This is a genomic window from Exiguobacterium sp. s142 (assembly GCF_018618455.1).
In the GTDB taxonomy this organism is placed as follows: Bacteria; Bacillota; Bacilli; order Exiguobacteriales; family Exiguobacteriaceae; genus Exiguobacterium; species Exiguobacterium aurantiacum_A.
The window spans coordinates 62,212-84,235 of the sequence record NZ_JACSMB010000014.1; the positions used below are offsets into that span (position 1 = coordinate 62,212).

Consider the following 22,024-nt stretch of genomic DNA (forward strand, 5'->3'; position numbering starts at 1 on the left):
GAGGGGTCTTATGGAACAGACGATCAAGATGCCACAACTCGGGGAAAGTGTGACCGAAGGGACGATCACGACATTCCTCGTCAAGCCGGGCGACCGGGTCGAAGAGTACGAACCACTCGCTGAAGTCATGACCGATAAAGTGACGGCCGAGATCCCGGCGACGAGTGCTGGGGTCATTAAAGAGCTGTTGATTGGTGAAGGGGATACGGTCAGCGTCGGCACGCCAGTCTTGACGATGGAAGTCGCAAGCGCTACCGATGAGCCCGCCGAAGTGACAACTGAAGACACGAAGCAGCCGGAACAGGCTGCGGTCGTCGCGACCGTTCCTGTTTCCGCGCCGCCGCGTAATAGAAGCGCGAACGGGCGTTTCTCACCGGCCGTCATCCGTCTCGCGAGTGAGAATGATATCGATTTGGATCAACTCGACGGCTCAGGACTCGGTGGCCGGATCACGCGGAAAGACGTCCTTCGTTACTTATCGGAAGGTCGTCCGCGCCAACCGGAACCGGCGACGCAAGTACCGGTTCAAGAGACGATGACGCAAGTGAAGCTCGATGTGCCAGAAACCGTCACGAAACCGTCCGTCGCGCCAATGACCGCTTCGACACCGAGTGAATCGTCAGACCGTATTGAGATGATCCCGACGGCGGGTGTCCGTCAAGCGATCGCGAGCAACATGGTCCGCTCGAAGCACGAGGCACCGCACGCATGGCTCATGATCGAAGTCGACGTGACGAACCTCGTCGAGGCGCGCGCCAAATTGAAAGATGAGTTCTTCGAACGGGAAGGCGTCAAGTTGACGTTCATGCCGTTCTTCATGAAGGCGGCGGTCGAGGGTCTGAAGAAACATCCGATGATGAATTCGGAGTGGGCCGGGGACCATATCAAAGTCCATAAAGATATCCATCTATCGGTCGCCGTCGCGGCGAACGATGCGCTCTACGTCCCGGTCATCAAGCATGCGGACGAGAAGAACATCAAAGGGCTCGCCGTCGCGCTTCAAGACGTCGCCGGCCGTGCCCGCGCGAACCGTTTGAAAGCCGACGAGATGCGCGGCGGCACGTTCACGATCAACAATACGGGCGCTTTCGGATCAATCCAATCGGCCCCGATCTTGAACTACCCGCAAGCGGCGATTCTCTCGGTTGAATCGATCGTGAAGCGTCCCGTCTGGGTGAACGGTATGTTCGCGGCACGCGACATGGTCAACTTGTGCATGTCGGTCGATCACCGCGTCCTCGATGGTCTCGTCGCCGGACAGTTTTTACAGGCGATTAAACAGTCGCTCGAATCAATCGACCCGAACACGTACACACTTTATTGATCCAAAAAGGAGCCACGGACGCATGTCCGTGGCTCCTTTCGTTAAATTGACCGTTCAATCAATGACTCGATGTCGCGGCGAATACGTTCGGGCGAAGATAAGTCGGCCTGTGAGTAACTGAGCCGATGTGTCGACTCATCGGTCCCGGTTAAGTCGGCGAATAGACTGCCTAAACTATGGACGCTCTTGTCGACTTGGATCAACAAGTCGAGGCTCGTCTCGTCTTGCAGCAAGATGACCTCGAGTTCGTCGAGCCGACGTCCGAAACTTGTGCCGTTCGGCGAATACTCGAGCTCTTGAGCGATCGGGAGTCGTCCCGAGCGATGTCTGGCCGGCAGCATCTCGGTGTCGGCTTTTTTTAGCCGGAAACCGATATCGTCGAGCACGTCGAGGATGACTTGCTGCTCGCGGTTTGGTTTGACGAGAATCGAGTCCTCGTCTTTCGGGTCGACCGCTTGGGCGATATCGAGGCCGGTCTCGATCCATGTCTTCGACTGGCTGACGGAGATCGGTGTGTTGAACGGCACCTCGATCGTGAACGGGATCTCTTTCACTTCGTCCGGTCCGATCATGAATGGTGCCTCGTTCAACAGGATTTTTTCGATCGTGAACGTCGAATACGTCGTCTTGTCGTTGACCTCGTGCTTGTAGAGCGTATTGAAGAAAATGTAGATACGGTCGACCGATTGTTCGACGTTGCCGCCTTTGATGTGGACGACCCCGTCGAGCGTACCGCCGGGAACACAACTGTTCTCCGCAAGGCGCGTATCGACGGTCGCGGCCCCGATTCCAATCGATGAAAGTAACTTTTTAAACATATGGTGATCCTCCTTTGACGTTTGCACGTGTTCGTGTAATAGTATGTACGGATGCACGTTTAAAAAGTTTCGCAACTACTTAAAAAAAGGATGAATCAAGTGGAATATACAGATTTGATGGAACGGCTCAACGGTCTGATCGAAGATGGGGAGCTCGTGACGGCGACAATCAGTCAACCACGTCAAAAATCGAGCGATTTACGCCGGGTGAAACTGAAGCCGGTATTGTTGAAAGATGAGTACCACATACAGTTTGAATACCAATTTGAGCGCGTCATGAAACATAAAAATTTACGTACGGAAGAAGCGATCGCAGAGCTTGGACAGCTGCTCGAAAACTTCCGACAAGGACAGTTTCAGCTGAAAGCGACCGAGCTCCATTTCCAACTCTCGAAAAAGTTTAAAGTGACGTATAAAGAGCGGCCAACGGACGTGAAGCAAGTGAAACTGACGCACAACCGCGAAAAGCAGTACGTGCTGCCGGTCGATGAGCCGGTCCCGTTCCTGATTCGCCTCGGCGTCCAGTCGGCAGATGGGAAAGTGAAGCGTCAGAAGTACGATAAGTTTAAACAAATCAACCGGTTCCTCGAGTTCATCGAGGATTCGATCAAATACCTCCCGACCGACCGGACTGTCCGGATTCTCGATTTCGGTTCGGGCAAATCGTATCTGACGTTCGCCTTGTACCATTTCTTGCATGAGATGAAAGGGTATGACGTGCACATCACCGGGCTCGATTTGAAGAAGGAAGTCATCGAGGAGTGCGCCGGGATCGCCCGCGACCTCGGCTACGAGCGGCTCGAGTTTCTCGTTGGGGACATCAATGAATTTGAAGGCGAGTCGGCGGTCGATATGGTCGTCACGCTCCATGCCTGCGACGTCGCGACCGACATGGCGCTCGCGCGAGCGGTCCGCTGGGGGGCGAAAGTCATCTTGAGCGTGCCGTGTTGCCAGAAAGAACTGAACCGGCAACTCGAGGCGCCGAGCCTCGACGTCATGCTTCAACACGGCCTCGTCAAGGAACGATTCGCGGCGCTCGCCACCGATTCGATCCGGGCCGAACTGCTCGGTCTCGTCGGCTATGAAGCGCAGTTGCTCGAATTTATCGACATGGAACATACACCAAAAAATATTTTGATTCGCGCCTATTTGACGAACCGCGAAGCGACCGAAGAGCAGCGCGTCCGCTACAAAGCGTTCAAGTCGTTACTCGGTGCGGACCCGTTCCTTGAAGGTCAGTTGAGCGATAGACTTGTCCTAACCGATCCACAAGACGTAAAATAAGAAAGATAAGACGAAAGTCGAAAGGGGAAACAATATGGATTTTCAATTATACTTTCAAGATGTAGTCGAACAGGCACGCAATGAGGTACGGGCAGCAGGATACACCGAACTGACGACACCGGAAGAAGTCGATGCGGCACTGAAAAAAGAAGGCAAGACGCTCGTGCTCGTCAACTCGGTATGTGGTTGCGCCGGTGGGATCGCTCGTCCGGCCGCGGCCTATGTGAACAAGATGGAAGGCACGAAACCGGATCAGTTCGTCACCGTCTTCGCCGGACAAGACCGGGAAGCGACGGACCGGGCTCGTGAGTATTTCGAAGGGTACGCCCCGTCGTCACCATCGATCGCGCTACTCGAAGATGGAAACATCGTCACGATGGTCGAACGGAGCACGATTGAGTCGTCGACGGCTGAAGAGCTCGTCGAACAGTTACAGACGTTGTTCGATATTTATTACGCGTAATCAATGTGTGGGCGCAAAGGCTTTGCCTTTGCGCTTTTCCTTAAGAAGGGATCGATCGAATGGAACCAGTCGTTAAAATCATGAGTGAGGCGGAATATGCGATCGCCTTGTCGCGAGGTGAGATCAACGAAGAATCGCTCCAAACGGAAGGATACGTTCGTTGCTGCACCCCGCAACAGATCAGTAAAGTCGCGAGGCGCCACTATCATGGGGAGCGGGTCGTGCTCGTCTCGTTCCATATTGGGCGCCTCGGTAGCTTGCTCCACTACGAGCTAAATGAGGACGGAGATCGCTATCCGCACGTATATAGCGCCATCCCGATCACGTCGGTGAAACGGGTGCAACCTTATGGGTCGACAGATAACGGTACGGTCACGTATTTCGCTTACGAGCGGATGTGACCGTAATTTTTTTGATTTTTATGCATGAATATACTTTACAATTAATAATTATGTGTATATAGTGGTTGAAGACAAGTCAGACATATGAAGAGCGAAAGAACTATTGAGACAGAAAAACAAATATGTCATAATTTTGTTAAAGTTCTGACAATTCCATCTTATTGAAAAGGGGAAAATGAACATGAAAAAAAGTTTTCTAGCATTATGTATCGCAGCACTGGCTGCATTTTCGGTCGCCTGTGGCGCCGACGTCAATGAAGGCGGGTCATCGTCGACGAATGAGGAAGACGACAAAGTCCTCGTCATGGGGACGAGCGCGGATTACTTCCCTTATGAGTTCGTCGATACGGCGAGCGGTGACGAGATCGTCGGATTCGATATCGACATCGCCAAACAAGTGGCCGACAACATGGGCTATGAATTGAAAATAGAAGATATGGACTTCGGTAGCTTGCTCGGGGCCTTGAACGCCGGACGCGTCGATTTCGTCATGGCGGGCATGACGCCGACTGAAGAGCGGAAAGAGAACGCCGACTTCACAGATATTTACTTCACGGCGAAAAACTTGATTCTATCAAAAGGCGACGCGATTCAAACGCTTGAAGACCTAGACGGGAAACAAGTCGGCGTCCAGCTCGGTTCGATCCAAGAAGGGATTGCCAAAGACCAGATCCCCGGCGCGGAAATCGTCGCCTTGAACAAGATCCCTGAGATCATTCAAGAGATCAAGACAGGCCGCATCGACGCAATGGTCATCGAAGACACGGTCGCGAAGAAGTACCTCGACCAAGACAGCGAGCTAGCGACGTTTGAAATCGTTGACGAAGAAGAAGCCGGCTCGGCCGCGGCTTTCCGTAAAGACGATGAGCTCCGCGATCAGTTCAACGAAGAGTTGAACAAATTGATCGAATCAGGAGAAATCGAGAAGTTAGCTCAAAAATGGTTCGAAGAAGAGGCAGCACCAGCTGAATAATTATGGATCAAGGCTGACTGAAAACATCAGTCAGCCTTTTTTAGGAGGAACTTATAATGGATTTTAGTCGGATTTATGATTCTATGCCGTACATTCTTGAAGGGATCCCGGTCATGTTCCAAGTCGTGCTCGTCTCGGCGCTGTTCGGGATCACGTTCGGTGTCGTCGTGGCCACGTTCAAGATTGTGCCGAACCGTCTCGTCAACTTCATCGGACACGCCTACACGGCCGTGTTCCGGGGAACACCGCTCATCTTGCAACTCGCCATCATCCACTTCGGCTTGCCGCAGTTGACGGGATTTATCACGACACCTTATCAATCGGCCGTCATCGCCTTCTCGCTCAACTCGGCGGCGTACATCTCGGAGATCATTCGGGCCGGGATTCAAGCGGTCGACAAAGGCCAGTGGGAAGCGTCTGACGCACTCGGTGTCCCTTATGTCAAACAGCTGCGCTCGATCATCTTGCCGCAGGCGTTTAAAAACATCTTGCCTGCACTCGTCAACGAGATGATCACGCTCACGAAAGAGTCGGCACTCGTCTCGACGGTCGGCGTCCTCGATATTATGCGCCGGGCCCAAATCGTCGGAGGACAGAAGGCGATCTACTTCGAACCGCTCCTGTTCGCCGGTGTGATATACTTTACGATAGTAATGGTGTTGACATACTTTGGTCAACGTCTTGAAAAACGGTTAAGAAAGAGTGATGGCAGATGATACAAGTAAAGGATTTATACAAACAGTTCGGTGACCTTGAAGTGTTGAAAGGGATTACGACTTCGATTGAAAAAGGAGAAGTCGTCGCTGTCATCGGTCCGTCGGGTTCCGGTAAGTCGACGTTCTTACGTTGCTTGAACATGCTCGAAGTGCCGACAAGCGGAACGGTCAGCGTCGCCGGATACGAGTTGACGAAAAAAGGGGCCAACGTCTCGAAGGCACGGCAAAATATCGGGATGGTGTTCCAACAGTTCAACTTGTTTCCGCATATGAACGTGCTCGACAACTTGACGTACGCACCGATCAACGTGTTGAAAGTCAGCAAGGCTGAAGCGATCGAACGAGCGAAGACGTTGCTCGAGCGTGTCGGATTATCGGAGAAGATCGATGCTTATCCGAGTCAGTTGTCAGGCGGACAAAAACAACGTGTCGCGATCGCCCGGGCGCTTGCCATGGAGCCGAACGTCATGCTGTTTGACGAGCCGACGTCGGCGCTCGACCCGGAGATGGTCAATGAAGTGCTCGACGTCATGAAAGGACTCGCCGATTCAGGGATGACGATGGTCGTCGTCACGCACGAGATGGGCTTTGCCCGTGAAGTGGCTGACCGTGTCCTGTTCCTTGATGAAGGCATCTTGATGGAGGAAGGCAAACCGGCCGACCTGCTCCTCAACCCGCAGACGGACCGAGCCAAACGGTTCTTAGAAAAAGTCTTGTGATGACACGTTCCATCTGACACCAGAAAGGGAGGATTCGAATGAAGATCACTTACTATGGCCATGCGACAGTCCAGCTCGATATCGACGGAATGAGCGTCTTGATCGATCCGTTTTTGACGAGTAACCCGCATACAGACGTCGACCCGGCGACATTGACAGCCGACTACATCTTGTTGACGCATGCGCATTTTGATCATATCGAGGACGTCGAACTGATCGCGAAAGAAACGGGCGCGACGATCGTCGCGACACATGAACTCGCGACCTATTACGAGAAAAAAGGCTATTCGGTCCACGGCATGAACATCGGGGGCGGGTATTCCTTCCCGTTCGGCCGTGTGACGATGACGCAGGCGTTCCACAGCTCGAGCCTTGACATGGGCGACGTCCCGGTCTATATGGGGATGCCGGGGGGCTTCATCATCGAGACGAACTCGCTGACGCTTTACCATGCGGGTGATACGGCATTGTTCTCGGACATGAAACTGTACGGTGAACGGTTCGAGATCGACGTCGCCTTCCTGCCGATTGGGGACAACTTCACGATGGGGCCGGTTGACGCGCTCGATGCCGCCCATTGGCTGCAGGCGAAACGAATCGTCCCGATTCATTTCGATACGTTCCCACCGATCAAACAAGATGCACGTGCCTTCTGTGACCAGTTACATCAGCGCGGTCTGTTGATCGAACCGAACACGACGATCGAGATTTGATGGCGCGTCAAGCGATTCAAGCGACCGAACGCTTCGTGACGAAGCTTCATACCGGGGATCATACCGGGCATGACATGAGTCATCTCGAACGGGTGCGTCGGCTCGCCGAACATCTCGCTGAAGGGATGGCGGTCGACCCGCTCGTCGTCACACTCGCGGCGCTGCTTCATGACGTCGAGGACGCGAAACTCGGTCGAGCCAAAGGGCTCGTCCGGCATCATCTCGAGACGATTGCCCTCAGTACAAGCCAGACGGATCACATACTCGCCGTCATCGCGGAGACGTCGTTCTCGCAAGGCAGACTGCCGACGACGCTCGAGAGTGCGATCATTCAAGACGCAGACCGGCTCGATGCGGTCGGTGCGATCGGTATCGCCAGGACGTTCCAGTATGCCGGATCACGTGGCACACCGCTCTATGATCCGGCCGACCCGTCGAGCGCCATCGCGCATTTTAGTGACAAACTGCTCTTGCTCGCAGACGGGATGCATACGGACCGGGCGAAAGCGATCGCCCGCGACCGTCACGCGTTCATGACGTCTTTCTTGAAGCAGTTCGAGGCGGAATGGGTTGGCGAAGATATGTAAAACGGCCGAGGAGGGATCCTCGGCCGTTTGGCGTTAAAATGGATGTTTATTGAGCCAATGCCCGCCGTCGAGCGAGATGCATTCACCGTTCAAGTAACGCATCTCATCCGACGTCATCCAGAAAGCGAGGTCAGCGATCTCTTCCGGTGTCCCGAAGCGGCCGAGCGGGACGTTGCGGCGGATGCGCTCGACTTCTTTGACGTGGACGGCGAGTTTGTCGGCCCCGCCAGTCCGTTCGATTGGTCCCGGGCTGATCGCATTCACGCGGGCCCCGAACTGATAGCCCCATTCGACGGCGAGCGTCCGGGTCAAATTCAGTACGCCTGCTTTAGCGGCGGCGCTTGGTGCGACACCAGCACCTGCCTGCCACGCGTACGACGCGACCATGTTGATGATCGAACCGTCACGGAGTTGTTCGCGCTCCCAGTGCTTTCCGAGGACGTGCGTACAGTTGAACGTGCCGTTCAAAACGATGTCGATGACACTAGTCCAACCGTTCGGTGTCAAATCGAGCATCGGGCAGACGAAATTGCCGGCGGCGTTATTGACGAGCGCATGCACCGGACCGAATCGTTCGACAATCTGATCGAGCGCTTGGGCGCACGCCTCGTAATCGCGGACGTCGTGTTGGACGGGTAACGCTTGACCCGCACCGATCGCCTCGAGTTCACCCATCGTTTCTTGCAGGCGCTCCTCGTTGCGGCCGCTGATGGCAACGTTCCAGCCTTCGCTTTTAAATTTTAGCGCCATCGCTTTCCCCATGCCGGACGAACCGCCGGTAATCCAAATCGTTTTCAAATGAATCTCCCCCTTTGAATGAATGGTCGTTCATTTTTAGTATTCGGGTTTGACTCTAGGGATTCCTGCAAAAAAAAAGCGACGGCCGTTTGGCCGTCACTGGAGCTGTTCCAAATAGTTTAATCCGAGCTCGCGGTCGATGCGATACATCGTCCCGGCGACTTTCTCGCCCCAATACGGGTCCGAGGCGTAGAAGACGTTGACACCTTCTTGCTTGTTGCCGGGGAACGGGCCGCGGTCGTACGATCCGGTCACATACTTCTCGGCGAACAAGCGGGCCGCAGCATCGACACTCGCCTCGATTGAAGCGAACGTCGAGGCGTTGCCGCTCGGGTCGTCATCTGTCGCTTTGAACCCGAAGAGATTATTTTTATCGCGGGCGATCGCGGACGTCCCGTATCCCGACTCGTGACCGGCGACGGCGAGTAAGAACAGGGCGTTAATACCGAACTCGGCTTCGGCGTCCTTGAAGGCATCACCTTTTCCGGTGAGCGGACTGTCACCGAGCGTGGCGAGAAATTGATCGAGTTCGCGGGCCGAGTACGGCGATTTGGACTGAATCGAGGCGAATTGGTACGGTGAATCGAAGACGTCCCGGACGTTTTCGGTATAAAACCGGTCCGACGTTTCCTGCGGGGCGGGTCCGACCAAAAACGTCCCAGCCAAGTTCCCGTTCGCTTCAACGGTATGGAGCACTTGTCCGTCCCGCATCTCGTAATAGCCGCGTTTCTCGACGACGGCGTCCGGGTATAGCGTCATGTCGGCTAGCGGTACGTACACGTCGGCACCGGAGATGGTGACTCGCAAATGGTCAGAACCCTTTCCGACGAGCCTAAGCCGGGTGCCGCCGGCGACGTACGACTGCCGCTCCTTGAACGCGGCATCTTTATACAGGTTCGTGACCCGGTCAGTCGGCGTGACGGCGATGCCGGTGCCGGTAAAGTCGATGACTTCGCCGGACGGGCCAAGCAAGGCGCGATTGCCGCCGCGTTCCATATAGGTGCGGGCTTCAGCGAGCGACTCGAAGTGACGGGACGAGACGTCACCATCTGCGAACGTCTCGACGGTGTACGTCCCGTTGCCTCGCTCTTGTAACCAAAGAAAGCCGAAGATGGCAAGTGCTAAGCTGAGCAGGGCGGGCAAGAGCCGGCGTCGTTGTTTTTTCTTCAATAGGATCACTTCCAAACTTGAGGATTGCCAAACAGAGAAAACTAGTAAACAATTTTGTATGAGAGGAGGGAATGATATGAAAATTGGTACACGTACGTTAAAGACGGCGGTCGCGGCTGGGATCGCGATGCTCATCGCTGAGACGATCCATCTCGATTATTACGTCTTCGCGGCCATCATCGCCATCCTCAGTATCCAAGAGACGCGCAAGAAGTCATTTCGGGCCTCATATGAACGTGTCATGGCAAGCTTGCTCGCCATCGGGATGGGCGCGTTGATGTTCACGCTGCTCGGCTATTCGCCGGCGACGCTTACACTTTATTTTGTCATGTTCATCCCGCTCGTTCAACAGCTCAAACTGCAGGACGGCATGATCACGAGTGTCGTCATCTTGACCCATCTGTACACCGAAGGACGGTTCTCACTCGACTTGTTCTTGAACGAACTCCTGTTGATCGCGATCGGGGTTGGCGTCGGACTCGTCGTCAACATGTATATGCCGACGCTCGATAAAGACATCGAGCGCATTAAAGAGAGTATCAACCGGGCGCTCGCGGTCCACTTCTATGACGTCGCAGCCTGTGTCGAGACCGGTGTGTACAATAACCATTCGATGATGCTGTTGAAGACGCGTGACTATTTAAAGAACGGGAAAGACTTGGCCCTCCGCCGGATGGGAAACTCGATCGGGAAGCGCAACGAAGACATGGACTATCTATACTTCCGGATGCGCGAGCGCCAGTACGACATTTTGAAGCGGATTGCTGATAATGCGCGGGAGATCACGATGGTCGTCAATGAGGCGAAACCCGTCGCCACATTTTTACGCCGCGTCGGCGACAACGTCAACGAGCAGGCTGACGCCTCGGCGTTTCTTCGCGAGCTCGAGGAAATCATCGACCATTATCGAAAAAACGTACCTCTCCCCACATCGCGTGAGGAATTTGAGGTACGCTCGTCGCTGCTCAATATTTTGTCAGATGTGAAGAGTTACTTGATCTTGAAAGAACGGTACATTCTCCTGTTACAGGAACATGGCCATCCCCGACAAAAACGTGCTAAGCAAGAAGATTGATACGATGACGACGACGCCGATTTGAATGATGCGTTGTCGTTTTTGTTGTTTTTTTCTCATGAGGATCCTCCAAAACGTGTTTGACCTCATTGTACAGAATGGAAAAGGTTCGTGCAAACGACATGAGTTTGTTATAATAACCAAGAAATGTTTGGATGGAGGGATGTTTTTATGGTAAACGAGACACGTGTGCTGGACACATTTTTACAGTTGGTCAGCATCGATTCAGAGACAAAAGAAGAAGCGGTCATCTGTGAGCATTTAAAGTCGGTCTTCACAGAACTCGGATGTGACGTCTACGAAGACGACGCATCGACAAAAACTGCGCATTCAGGAAACAATCTTATCGTCACGTTGGCTGCGACGAAACAGGGCGTTGACCCGATTTACTTCACGGCCCACATGGATACGGTCACACCAGGTAAAGGCATCAAAACGAGTATTAAAGACGGTTATATCGTCACAGACGGGACGACGATTCTCGGTGCCGACGACAAGACGGGGCTTACAGCGATGATCGAACTCGTTCGGGTCTTGAAAGAGGAGGCAATTCCACACGGTCAGATCCAGTTCGTCATCACGGTCGGTGAAGAATCGGGTCTCGTCGGTGCGAAAGTGCTCGACCTCTCGAAAATCGATGCGAAATTCGGTTTCGCCCTCGACTCGGACGGACCGGTCGGCGATATTATCGTGGCAGCTCCAACCCAAGCAAAAGTGAACGCGAAAATTTACGGGAAGACGGCCCACGCCGGTGTCGCCCCAGAAAAAGGCGTCTCGGCGATTCAAATCGCAGCAAAAGCGATCGCAAAAATGAAGCTCGGCCGGATCGATGAAGAGACGACGGCTAACATCGGACGCTTCGAAGGCGGACGCGCGACGAATATCGTCTGTGATTACGTCGAAGTGCTCGCCGAGGCCCGTTCGCTTATCCACGATAAGATGGAAGCGCAAGCTGAAGCGATGAAGCAAGCGTATATCGAAGTTGCTGAGACGCACGGTGGTCGTGCTGAAGTCGAGATTGACATCATGTACCCGGGCTTCAAGTTCGAAGAAGGCGACGAGGTCGTCGAAGTGGCGAAGTCAGCGGCGACAGCGATTGGACGTCCGATTCGTATCCTTCATTCGGGCGGGGGCTCAGATGCGAACGTGATCGCCGGTGGAGGCATTCCGACGGTTAACCTTGCTGTCGGGTATGAAGAAATCCATACGACGAACGAACGCATGCCACTCGTCGAACTGTATAAGTTAATTGAACTCGTGGTTGAAATTGTCGAGCAAGTCGCAACACGGGAAACAAACTAAAAAAAGAGCCGACGCTAAGTCGGCTCTTCCTATGTGTTCGTGTGTTTATGCGGCGAACTCCAACGATTCTAAGACGAGTTCGTCTGAGCAGTGAAGTTCGGTCGCTATGTCGTGAATTCGGATCGAGGTGCCTGCATCTTGTTGGTGTTTGCGATTCATTGAAGTCGCTCGTTCCCGAATCACTTCATACAAAGCATCGGAATGTTCAACTTTATTCATCACGGATCACATCCTTTTCAACGAGTGACTCAAGTATAGCATGGATTAGGCTAGCAGAAAGGACAAATATATTTATGAAGTTACATTTTTTAGGAACTGGTTCAGGCATGCCTTCGAAACAACGGAACGTTTCCGGGCTCGCACTTACATTGCCTAAACAGACGTGGCTGATCGATTGCGGGGAGGCGACCCAGCACCAGATTCTCCATACCACGATCAAACCGCGAAAAGTATCGGCTGTTTGGATCACGCATCTACACGGGGACCATGTCTTCGGGTTGCCAGGTTTCTTATCGACGCGTTCCGCCCTCGACGGAAAGGATCCGCTCACGCTGTACGGGCCGCGTGGCATCAAGCAATGGCTCGAGCTGACGTTGAAACTGACCGGTTCATATTTAGGCTATGACCTGACGATTGTCGAATATGAGGACGGGGACACGTTCGAGCAAGACGGTCACCTCGTCACGGTGCGGAAGCTCGCGCATCGCTTTCCATCTTACGGGTTTCGCATCGAGGCACCGGCGCGTCCGGGGACGCTCCTCGTCGACAAAGTGAGAGCACTCGGTATTCCGAGCGGTCCAGTCTATCGGACAATCAAACAAGCAGACACGTTTGAATTTGCAGGGAAAACATACGCGTCTAAAGAATATGTCACAGAATCGGTCCGTGGAGCGATCGTCGCCATCTTAGGGGATACGACTCCGTGCGAGAATGCATTCGTGCTCGCACAAGCTGCCGACGTTCTTGTCCACGAGGCGACGTTTATGCAAGGGGAGTCAAAACTTGCGAGACAGTATGGTCACTCGACGACGGTCGAAGCCGCAAGGCTCGCGAACGAGGCGGGAGCGGGCCGGTTGATCGTCACCCATATCTCGGCCCGCTACCAAGGCCGGGAAGCAGAATTTGAGGCCGAGGTCGTGTCTGGGTTTGCGGATAGCCATGTGGCAACCGACTTTTCCGAGTTTATAGTGGGGGATTGATGTGACAATACAACTATACGTTTGGCTAGGTTTCATCGTCATCAGCCTGTTGCTAGGTGTAAGATTGAATCAGTTGAAAGAGCCAGAACCGAACTTTTTCGCCAAGTTCTTATTCTACTCGTTGCTCGGAATCGTTTCGTTTCCGATCGGCGGGTTTCATATCCCAATCGGATTTTTGATGTCATTCTTGTTCTTTCCAAAACGAAACAGCCGGTATAAATGGTACGGGGCACTCGTCGGCTTCTTCTTCTTCATCGTTTTACTGTTCGTACCTTTGTTCGACCAATCCGAATTCCGGGCCGAATCTCAACAAATCGGGCCGGTGTCGGTGCAAGACGAGTCGTTCGACCGGATGACAGATACGATTTTACGCCGGATCAACGGCGAGGTGATCAAGCTCGATCGTAGCAAGATAGTCGTCGACCGGGACGGTGAACTGCAGTCACTCGAGTATTTGCTCATGGTCGAACGCAGCAGCTCGTTCCAGCAAATCCGCATCAACTATGACGACTCAGGGGAACTTGAATATCGTCAAGTCGATGAGATGAACAAAAGTTCCGGTCGAGCCTTTTTCGAGAAGCTCGTTGACTTCGAACACGTGATCGAAGCCGTACGGGGGACAGCGTGGGAAGACTTTGCCAAACAAGTCGAGGCACCGCTCTTGCAGCTCTCATTTGACGGACTGTATGACATGTACACGTTCGAGAACGAAGCGATGCTCATGATCAACCGGGACGGACGAATCGTCAAATTCTGGCTCCAGCGCGAACCCGTGCTCGCCAACAGTATTCAATTGACCGGTTTGACCCGTGAAGGCAGAACGACAGGCGAAAAATATACGATTCTTTACAACTACTCCATCCACCAACGAGAGGATTTGACGGATCAATGAAAAAATTGCTCATCATGGGTATGATGATACCTTTATTGGCAGCTTGTGCTGGAGAAGAGACATCGAACGGACAAAGTGAGTCTTGTGACGTCGAACCGACAATTTCCGTTTACGACGCGTCGACAGAAGAGACGTTGTACCATGAGAAAAGTGTCTGCCTAGAGGATGGGGCGACGGTGCTCGATGCCCTCAAGGCGACAGAATTGCCGATTGATTCGGTCGGAAGCGGGGAGATGACCTACGTCACGGCAATCGACGGGATTCAAGAAAAATCGGCCGGTCAGTCATCTGGTTGGGTGTACGCCTTTAACGGCAGCCCTGGCGATGAAGGGGCGGCTGCAAAAGAAGTCGAGTCCACCGATATTATCCAATGGCGGTTTGAAGAAGATGCGATTTCTTTCTTCGAATGAGGCGGATTGGGAGCGTAGACATGCTGTCACGCTCCTTTTCTTTCTACTCGTCCATCTGTACGTCTTGATCCATGTGAACGGTTCGTTAAGTCTGCTCGCCGGGCTGTTCTTGTTGTTACTGTTGGAGCGGCGCTTTCCCGTCGCGATGCTCGGTCTGCTTGTCGCGTTCGCCCTGATCTCGCTCGCACCGATTTTGCTCCAGTGGGACGTCTCCATCCGTTCGCTCAGCGGCCAAATTGTCCGCTTGGCGACGTTTTTATTCGGAATGGTTTGGGCGAGCCGTTTCATGCGATTAGAACGGCTATTGCCGCTCTTGCGACGCTTTCCGCAATCGACCCGGTTGCTGTACGGTGCTTGGGCGCTCGTCCCGTCGATGGAACGGGCCATCCGTTTGTCGCTCCGCAGTCACCAGCGACAAGATTGGCGAGAAGCGATCGTGGTCGGGATTGACAGCCAGCGCCGTGAACCCGTTTACGCGTTGCCGCGCCTACGTTCATTCCAAGGCGATGATCTCGTTCATCTGTTCATCCTGTTTATTTGCTTTGTGGCGGCGCTTAAGTGGTCACCACTCATCTGGTTGCTTTACCCGTATTTGACGAAAGGAGGGGTGCGAGATGCGTTGGTTATCCTCAGAGCACGGACGTCAGCAAATTGAGGAGTGGGTCGCTTCAGAGCGGGCCCATATCGTCAATCTCGATGACCCGCTCGCCGGTTCGGTCGCCTCACTGCTCGCCGGTGATGATGCGATGCGCGGCGCCGAACTGGCAGCTCTCTTGCAAATCGATCATCTGTCCAAAAAACGATTTGATGAATGCTCGAGCGGAGAACAACAACTCGTTCGAATCGCTCACGTGCTCGGCGAAAATCCCGATGCGCTCGTTCTCATCGAGCCGTTCCGTTATCTCGATCGATTCCGAAGCGAACACTTGTCGATGCTGCTTCGGCGGCTAGGACAGCTCGGGATTAGCGTCTCTTATACGGACCGGTCGCGTGAAGGCGGTGCAACACATGCGTTTACGGTCGTAAAGTCGTCTAGTGAAGCATCGATTAACGTCAAAGACGTTTCCTATCGTCATCCGTTGCAACCCACCTACGCGGTCGAACACGTGTCGTACCGGTCTGACGGACCAGGGTTAACGGTGTGCATCGGGACGAACGGCAGTGGCAAGTCGACACTCCTAGAACTGATGGCGAAGAGTCTGCGCCCGCTATACGGGAAAGTGAAGTTATCAGAGCGGCCGCTCTATCTTCCGGCAGACCCCGAGTACGGGCCGTTCCCAAAAGCGTTGAATCGACGGGTCGAACAGTTGCAGGCGGTACTCGCGTCCACGTCGTCACTCATCGTCCTCGACGAGCCGACGGTCGGACTGTCGGAGAACGAACGCGACGCCTTCGTTGCGGCAATCGTACAAAAAGCCGAGACGGCGCGTGTTTTATGTGCGACCCACGATGAACGCTTGATTGCGGCGGCAGGTCATGTCTTATGTATGGCGAGCGGAGCGGTCGTGTTTGACGGCACGCGCGAACAGTACGTGGATCGGAGTACGTTATGGTCACTTACGTCCTCGCCCTCGTAACCGCGTTCGCACTTTTGTCGAAGTTTGAGCGGACGAAGTCACCTATTTCTGTATTGACGCAGCTTCTTGCGCTCGCCGTCATCGGACGGTGGCTTTTCATGGCCATACCGAACGTGCAACCGACGACCGCATTATTGATGCTGACCGCGCTCTATTTTGGATGGACGAGTGCAGGCATGCTCGCTTTATTCGTCCCGATTTTATCGGGACTTTTACTCGGCCTCGGTCCGTTCGTTTTGTATCAGTTTCTCGGTTGGCTGCTCGTGATCACGCTCGTTTACTTGTTACGACCGATCTTGTTACGGTCGCGCATGTTACTTTGGTCAATCGGGCTCGGCTCTGGTTTTTTATTCGGCTGGACGGCGAACTTGTCGTTCGCGGAAGTGATTGGAGCCGACTTTATCAAATTGCTCATCCTTAGCTTGCCGTTCGATTTGGCGCATGGAATCGCAAACGTCTTCTTTTTGATCGTCCTACATGATTTATTCGTTCGCATATTTGTCCGAGAAGACGGGTAAACATGAGTACTACTCGAGTGAGGTGGTTGAGCATGGACGGATACGTCAATATGTATGAGATCGGTTTGTTCCTCTTCATCGGACTATTGTTTATGGCCGTCAATATCTTCTTGATGTCGCGTCGGCTCATTCGGACACGATACGCGATGTTGAGCATCCTCGCTTCTAGCGTCTGGCCGGCACTGATGACCGTCTTGTCCGTTCAAAACGTCAATCTTCTCGAGGAGCTACGAGCCCGAACGGTCACACTTGAAGCCGTGTTCGCCTGGTCTCTCGTCGTCACGACGGCGCTCATGACGGTGATACCAGCTTTTATCTTTATTCGACGTCTGATTCAGCTGTCACGCCATGGCGACTGATTCCTCAACCTAAAAAAGCAGAGCGACTCAAACGTTTGAGTCGCTCTGCTTTTTTTAGGTTCAAGATGTCGGGAGCTGTTCGACCGAGGCATCTGTCGGTTTTTGGAATCGACGTAAAATTTCGAGACTGACCGCTCGCGGCATAATTTTCGCGAGTCCGACGAGCGCTTGGTTCGACAAACCTGGGATGATGACCCGTTTATTTTTCATGACGCCCTTATAACCGAAGAAAGCGACGAGATGAGACGGCATTTTCGATACCATCATTTCACTGCCGGCCCGGTTAAAGAAACCGGTGTCGGTCGGACCCGGGCAAAGGACGCTGACGTTTACGCCTGTGCCTTTCGTCTCGGCATGGAGCGCTTCTGTGAGTGATAAGACGTACGCTTTCGTCGCGTAATAGACGGCCATATACGGTCCCGGCTGGAATGCGGCGACAGAGGCGACATTTAAGACATAGCCGTGATTGCGGGCGACCATGTCAGGCAAGTACGCTTTCGTCAACTCGGTCAAGGCGTTGACGTTCAACCGGACCTCTTCGGCCTCGGTTTCCGCATCGAGCTCGATAAACTCGCCAGCCGTACCGAAACCAGCGTTATTGATTAAAAAATCGACCGTGAGCCCGGCGGCGTCAATCGCGTTCGTCAACCGTTTCACGGCGTTGTGTTCAGATAGGTCGAGTGCGAATACGTGCACGTTAATCGTGTATCGTTTTTCAAGCACTTTTTTGAGTTCATGTAACCGTGGCTCGCTACGAGCTACGAGAATACAGTCAAATCCATCTCGGGCCGCTAAGACGGCGAGATCTAGGCCGATGCCAGTCGAGGCACCGGTAATCAAGGCTGTTTTTGTCAAAATCGTCCACTCCTTCAATTAAAAAGTCATACATTGTTACTGATTTCTTCACCAGTTGTTAAATTCCTGCTTCGTCGACACGCTTGAACGTGTGCTAAAGTATATCAAGAATATGTGATTAGACTCACAAAGTCAGGAGAAAAAACAGATGATGATTCAGCTAGTTACTACAGCACAAAGCGTCGAACAAGCAGAGGCGCTGATCATGGCGGGGACAGACCGTCTATATATCGGAGAGTCGACGTTTGGTTTACGCCATAAAGGTGACTGGTCGCTTCCTGCTGTGAGAGAAGTCACAGCGCTCGCCCATCGTTACGGCAAAGAAGTGACGGTTGCCGTCAACAATTTGATGCATAACGATCAAATCGAGGCGTTGCCGGATTATTTACACGCGCTCAAGCAAATCGGGATCGACAGTGTGACGGCGGGCGATCCAGGTGCCATCCGCTTGATCCGTAATGCCAATATCCCCTATTGGTACGATGCTCAAACGCTCGTCACGTCGGCGCGACACATTCAATTTTGGGGTAAGCGCGACGCCATCGGGGCGGTCGCGGCCCGTGAAGTGACACTGACCGAACTTGGGATGATTCAACAGCAGATCGGGCTCCCCGTCGAGGTTCAAGTGTACGGACCAACATGTATCCATCACTCGAAACGACCGCTATTGACGAACTATTTCAATGAGATCGGTCGGTCGAGAGGGGACGCGGAAGCGCGCGAGTACTATATGAGCGAACCGTCTGATGCGGACAGTCGCTATCCCGTCTACCAAGACGACAATGGGACGCACGTCTTCTCCGAAGATTTGACGCTCATGGGTCAATTGCCGGTGCTCTTAAAAGGCGGACTGCATACGTGGAAACTCGAAGGGTGGCATGCCGGGGACGCGTTCGTCGACATCGTCCGTCTGTTCGACAAAGCCCGGTCCGATTTGTTGAATGGCCAGTTCGACCGCACGCTCATGGAACGGCGTCTCGCCGAACTTCAACCTGAACAATTCCGGCTTGGGACCGGACTGCTGTTACGAAATCCAGAAGAGATCAAGTGAGGGGATCAAGATGAAAAAACGTCCAGAACTACTAGCTCCGGCAGGAAACTTAGAAAAATTAAAGATGGCGATTCTTTACGGGGCCGATGCGGTCTTTATCGGTGGTCAACAGTTCGGGCTCCGCTCGCGGGCCGGCAACTTCGGATACGAGGAGATGACTGAAGGCGTCGCATTCGCGCACGAGCGCGGGGCGAAAGTGTATGTCGCCGCGAACATGGTGACCCATGAAGGGGATATCGATGGCGCGGGCGATTTCTTCTGTCGACTCCGTGACATCGGCATCGACGCCGTCATCGTCTCGGACCCGGCCATGATCGAGGTCTGTCTCACGGACGCGCCCGGTCTTCCGGTCCATTTGTCGACCCAGGCGTCGGCGACGAACTACGAGACGCTCCGTTTTTGGCAAGAGGAAGGACTAGAGCGAATCGTCCTCGCCCGTGAAGTGTCGATGGAAGAGATCAAAGAGATGAAGCGTCAAGTCGACGTCGAGATCGAGGCGTTCGTCCATGGCGCGATGTGTATCTCCTACTCGGGACGTTGCACGCTGTCGAACCATATGGCGCTCCGCGATGCGAACCGTGGCGGCTGCGCCCAGTCGTGCCGCTGGAAATACGGCTTCTTCGAGGCGGATGAGTTGTTGACAGACGACATGGCAGCGCGCGATGAGGAACCGTTCTCGATGAGTTCGGTCGATCTTGCGATGGTCCGGCACATACCCGATTTGGTCGATGCCGGCGTCGATAGCTTGAAAGTCGAGGGACGGATGAAGTCGATCCATTACGTAGCGACCGTCTGTAACGTCTATCGTCAAGTCATCGATGCCTACTGCGCGGATCCTGAAGGCTTCGTCTTCGACCCGGCATGGGAAGAAGAGATTTGGAAAGCGGCGCAACGGGAGCTCGCGAGCGGGTTCTATTACGGCATCCCGACCGAGAAAGAGCAACTGTTCGGCAAATCGCGTTCCATCCCGCAATATGCGTTCGCAGCGCGCGTCATCTCGTATGAAGCGTCGACAGGCATGGCGACGCTCGAGCAGCGTAACCATTTCCGCCGCGGAGAAGAAGTCGAATTCTTTGGTCCCGGGTTCGTCCGCTTCACGCAACGGATCGACGAGTTGTTCGATGAGACCGGGATGCCGCTCGAGACGGCGAACCAGGCGATGATGACGGTACGCGTCAAAGTCGACCAACCTGTCGCGACCGACTTCATCATGCGAAAACGAAAAGTGGCAGCAGTGAAAGTTCCCGCTTCGAGTGCCCGTTGACACATCCGTCAAGGCAACATAGTCGACCGTTCCATCCAATCTTGCTACCCTATTAACATATACGAAAAAGGGGATGGAAGGATGAATCAGAACACGGAGCAACTCCGGACCGATCCGATCGGACGCCTGCTGTTCAAGCTGTCGCTGCCGGCGATGATCGGTATGCTGGTGACGGCGCTCTATAATATAATTGACACGATTTTCGTCTCGCGTGGCATCGGCCCTGCTGCCGTGGCCGCGATCGGGATCGCGTTCCCGATTCAAATGATTCTAATGGCCGTCTCGAGTGCGGTCGGTCTCGGCGGGGCCTCAATCAGTTCGCGGAAACTCGGCAAAGGAGATGACGCCGGTGCCGCCGTCACGTTCATGAACGTGCTCGTGCTCGTAGGCGTGTTCGCCGCGTTCGCGGTCAGTTCGGCCATCTTCATGCTCGACTCGATCTTGACCGTGTTCGGGGCGACGTCGGAGATCATGGAATTGAGTCGTCAATACTTATCGGTCGTGCTTATCAGCTCACCGTTCTTCATGTTCACCCTCGCCGCGAGCGCGATGGTGCGGGCCGAAGGACAGGCACCTTATCAGATGAAAGTGATGCTCACGACTGTCGTCGTGAACTTAGTGACGACGCCGCTGTTCATCTTCACGTTCGGATGGGGTATTTACGGGGCGGCCTGGTCGACGGCGCTCGCTCAAGTCGTCGGGTCGGTGCTCATGTTACGTTTCTTCTTCGCAAAAAATCGCCGGACCGAGCTCGACTTCCAATGGCGGAAGTTTCGGCTCCGGTTCGGCGAGTTGAAGGAGATTATGGCAATCGGGTCATCCTCGTTCGTCATGATGGTGTCGCAATCGGTCTTGTTCGTCTTCGTCAACATCATGCTCGGGACGTATGGGGGGACCCAAGAATTGGCCACGTTCGCCATTTTGAATAAGTTCATGGCGCTCGTCGGGATGCCGATCATGGGCATCGTCCAAGGCATGCAACCGATAGTCGGCTATAACTTCGGGGCGCGACAGTTCGAGCGGATGCGCGAGACGATTTGGACGGCGCTACGGGCCGGAATCGCGATTGCGGTCTTCATCTGGCTGACGCTCCAGCTGTTCCCGGAACCGCTCATGCGCATGTTCACGTCCGACGCGAACTTGATTGCTGGCGGGGTGACGGCGATTCATGTCCTGTTCGCTGTCTCGTTCTTAACGAGCGTCCAAATGCTCGTCAACGGCATCTATCAATCACTCGGGAAAGCCCGGGTCGCGATGTTCTTGTCGTTGTCTCGACAGACGCTCTTTACGATTCCGCTCGTGTTTATCTTACCGAACTTCTTCGGTGTGTTCGGTGTTTGGCTCGCCTTCCCGATTGCCGACGGCTTGACCTTCCTGACAGCGGTCGGCATGGCGATTTGGGACCGGAAACTGCTGTTCCGTCCGTCAGAAGATGAGGTAGAAGCGAAAGCGACCAATTTATGAAACGAGGCTGGGACATAACTCAGTAGATTTATAAGAAAGAGGCCACCGGGAGCGACTTGTTCGCTCCCGGTGGCCTCTTCTCATTTTTATGG

At 53.9% G+C, this 22,024-nt stretch carries 26 protein-coding genes; 21 read left to right on the top strand and 5 right to left on the bottom strand.

All coding sequences use genetic code 11. The features are described 5' to 3' along the window. Positions 1-10: 10 nt before the first annotated feature. Positions 11-1,324: a dihydrolipoamide acetyltransferase family protein gene (locus KNP77_RS12185; protein WP_214891016.1), complete on the top strand. Its 1,314-nt coding sequence runs from the start codon at positions 11-13 to the stop codon at positions 1,322-1,324. A 41-nt stretch (positions 1,325-1,365) separates the two neighbouring features. Here the strand turns inward: KNP77_RS12185 and KNP77_RS12190 are convergent, their stop codons facing one another. After that, positions 1,366-2,142: a sporulation protein gene (locus tag KNP77_RS12190; RefSeq protein ID WP_070327070.1), complete on the bottom strand. Its 777-nt coding sequence runs from the start codon at positions 2,140-2,142 to the stop codon at positions 1,366-1,368. A gap of 99 nt (positions 2,143-2,241) precedes the next feature. Here KNP77_RS12190 and KNP77_RS12195 point away from each other — a divergent pair, with 99 nt between their 5' ends. The 8 genes from KNP77_RS12195 to KNP77_RS12230 all read left to right on the top strand — a co-directional run bounded on the left by KNP77_RS12195 (position 2,242) and on the right by KNP77_RS12230 (position 7,998). Continuing rightward, positions 2,242-3,426, top strand: a complete 1,185-nt coding sequence (locus KNP77_RS12195; protein WP_070327071.1) for a class I SAM-dependent methyltransferase — start codon at positions 2,242-2,244, stop codon at positions 3,424-3,426. Between the two features lie 34 nt (positions 3,427-3,460). Further along, positions 3,461-3,889, top strand: coding sequence for a BrxA/BrxB family bacilliredoxin (locus tag KNP77_RS12200; protein WP_070327072.1), 429 nt, complete (start codon positions 3,461-3,463; stop codon positions 3,887-3,889). Positions 3,890-3,948: 59 nt separating this feature from the next. Next, entirely contained in the window at positions 3,949-4,290 is a 342-nt protein-coding gene (locus KNP77_RS12205; protein ID WP_214891018.1) for a DUF952 domain-containing protein, read from the top strand. A 181-nt stretch (positions 4,291-4,471) separates the two neighbouring features. After that, positions 4,472-5,263 (top strand): transporter substrate-binding domain-containing protein, encoded by a 792-nt coding sequence (locus KNP77_RS12210; protein ID WP_131463712.1) that lies wholly within the window; start codon positions 4,472-4,474, stop codon positions 5,261-5,263. Between the two features lie 56 nt (positions 5,264-5,319). Further along, positions 5,320-5,979, top strand: a complete 660-nt coding sequence (locus KNP77_RS12215; RefSeq protein ID WP_201738347.1) for an amino acid ABC transporter permease — start codon at positions 5,320-5,322, stop codon at positions 5,977-5,979. Next, positions 5,976-6,698: an amino acid ABC transporter ATP-binding protein gene (locus KNP77_RS12220; protein WP_070327076.1), complete on the top strand. Its 723-nt coding sequence runs from the start codon at positions 5,976-5,978 to the stop codon at positions 6,696-6,698. Before KNP77_RS12215 ends, KNP77_RS12220 begins: the two co-directional genes overlap by 4 nt. 38 nt (positions 6,699-6,736) lie before the next feature. Next, entirely contained in the window at positions 6,737-7,411 is a 675-nt protein-coding gene (locus KNP77_RS12225) for a metal-dependent hydrolase (protein WP_131463710.1), read from the top strand. Continuing rightward, positions 7,411-7,998 (top strand): HD domain-containing protein, encoded by a 588-nt coding sequence (locus KNP77_RS12230; protein WP_131463708.1) that lies wholly within the window; start codon positions 7,411-7,413, stop codon positions 7,996-7,998. The genes KNP77_RS12225 and KNP77_RS12230 overlap by 1 nt, the downstream gene beginning before the upstream one ends. A gap of 33 nt (positions 7,999-8,031) precedes the next feature. On the opposite strand, the gene fadH is transcribed toward KNP77_RS12230, so the two are convergent. Further along, positions 8,032-8,802 carry a 2,4-dienoyl-CoA reductase gene (gene fadH, locus KNP77_RS12235; RefSeq protein WP_201738976.1) on the bottom strand — a complete coding sequence of 257 codons (771 nt, stop codon included), beginning with the start codon at positions 8,800-8,802 and terminating at the stop codon, positions 8,032-8,034. 90 nt (positions 8,803-8,892) lie between these two features. After that, positions 8,893-9,975: an N-acetylglucosaminidase gene (locus KNP77_RS12240; protein ID WP_353048827.1), complete on the bottom strand. Its 1,083-nt coding sequence runs from the start codon at positions 9,973-9,975 to the stop codon at positions 8,893-8,895. A gap of 67 nt (positions 9,976-10,042) precedes the next feature. Between KNP77_RS12240 and KNP77_RS12245 the strand changes: the two genes are divergently transcribed. Further along, positions 10,043-11,041 (top strand): aromatic acid exporter family protein, encoded by a 999-nt coding sequence (locus KNP77_RS12245; RefSeq protein WP_131490366.1) that lies wholly within the window; start codon positions 10,043-10,045, stop codon positions 11,039-11,041. 171 nt (positions 11,042-11,212) lie between these two features. Continuing rightward, positions 11,213-12,343, top strand: a complete 1,131-nt coding sequence (locus tag KNP77_RS12250) for a M20/M25/M40 family metallo-hydrolase (RefSeq protein WP_131463704.1) — start codon at positions 11,213-11,215, stop codon at positions 12,341-12,343. 45 nt (positions 12,344-12,388) lie between these two features. Here the strand turns inward: KNP77_RS12250 and KNP77_RS12255 are convergent, their stop codons facing one another. After that, positions 12,389-12,562: a hypothetical protein gene (locus tag KNP77_RS12255; RefSeq protein WP_167615642.1), complete on the bottom strand. Its 174-nt coding sequence runs from the start codon at positions 12,560-12,562 to the stop codon at positions 12,389-12,391. Positions 12,563-12,636: 74 nt separating this feature from the next. On the opposite strand from KNP77_RS12255, the gene rnz reads away from it, so the two are divergent. The 7 genes from rnz to KNP77_RS12290 are packed head-to-tail and all read left to right on the top strand — an operon-like array spanning position 12,637 to position 17,298. Then, positions 12,637-13,542: a ribonuclease Z gene (gene rnz, locus KNP77_RS12260; RefSeq protein ID WP_131458475.1), complete on the top strand. Its 906-nt coding sequence runs from the start codon at positions 12,637-12,639 to the stop codon at positions 13,540-13,542. Between the two features lies 1 nt (position 13,543). Continuing rightward, on the top strand, positions 13,544-14,434 hold the full coding sequence (locus tag KNP77_RS12265; protein ID WP_131490365.1) for a hypothetical protein: 891 nt from the start codon (positions 13,544-13,546) through the stop codon (positions 14,432-14,434). Beyond that, a complete protein-coding gene (locus KNP77_RS12270) occupies positions 14,431-14,844 on the top strand; it encodes a DUF4430 domain-containing protein (protein ID WP_131439819.1) in 414 nt (137 codons plus the stop codon). Before KNP77_RS12265 ends, KNP77_RS12270 begins: the two co-directional genes overlap by 4 nt. Beyond that, on the top strand, positions 14,822-15,499 hold the full coding sequence (locus KNP77_RS12275) for a hypothetical protein (protein WP_214891032.1): 678 nt from the start codon (positions 14,822-14,824) through the stop codon (positions 15,497-15,499). Before KNP77_RS12270 ends, KNP77_RS12275 begins: the two co-directional genes overlap by 23 nt. After that, entirely contained in the window at positions 15,459-16,421 is a 963-nt protein-coding gene (locus KNP77_RS12280) for an ATP-binding cassette domain-containing protein (RefSeq protein WP_214891022.1), read from the top strand. Before KNP77_RS12275 ends, KNP77_RS12280 begins: the two co-directional genes overlap by 41 nt. Continuing rightward, positions 16,394-16,939, top strand: coding sequence for a hypothetical protein (locus KNP77_RS12285; protein WP_131490362.1), 546 nt, complete (start codon positions 16,394-16,396; stop codon positions 16,937-16,939). Before KNP77_RS12280 ends, KNP77_RS12285 begins: the two co-directional genes overlap by 28 nt. Positions 16,940-16,971: 32 nt before the next feature. Next, on the top strand, positions 16,972-17,298 hold the full coding sequence (locus tag KNP77_RS12290; RefSeq protein WP_214891024.1) for a hypothetical protein: 327 nt from the start codon (positions 16,972-16,974) through the stop codon (positions 17,296-17,298). Positions 17,299-17,358: 60 nt separating this feature from the next. Here the strand turns inward: KNP77_RS12290 and KNP77_RS12295 are convergent, their stop codons facing one another. Then, positions 17,359-18,156, bottom strand: coding sequence for an SDR family NAD(P)-dependent oxidoreductase (locus KNP77_RS12295; RefSeq protein WP_370252119.1), 798 nt, complete (start codon positions 18,154-18,156; stop codon positions 17,359-17,361). A gap of 145 nt (positions 18,157-18,301) precedes the next feature. Here KNP77_RS12295 and KNP77_RS12300 point away from each other — a divergent pair, with 145 nt between their 5' ends. The 3 genes from KNP77_RS12300 (at position 18,302) to KNP77_RS12310 (ending at position 21,932) form a co-directional block, all read left to right on the top strand. Further along, positions 18,302-19,204, top strand: a complete 903-nt coding sequence (locus KNP77_RS12300; RefSeq protein ID WP_131507183.1) for a peptidase U32 family protein — start codon at positions 18,302-18,304, stop codon at positions 19,202-19,204. A 10-nt stretch (positions 19,205-19,214) separates the two neighbouring features. Further along, positions 19,215-20,468, top strand: a complete 1,254-nt coding sequence (locus tag KNP77_RS12305; protein ID WP_214891026.1) for a peptidase U32 family protein — start codon at positions 19,215-19,217, stop codon at positions 20,466-20,468. Positions 20,469-20,549: 81 nt separating this feature from the next. After that, complete coding sequence (locus KNP77_RS12310) at positions 20,550-21,932, top strand: MATE family efflux transporter (protein ID WP_214891028.1); 1,383 nt, start codon at positions 20,550-20,552, stop codon at positions 21,930-21,932. Positions 21,933-22,024 lie beyond the last annotated feature (92 nt).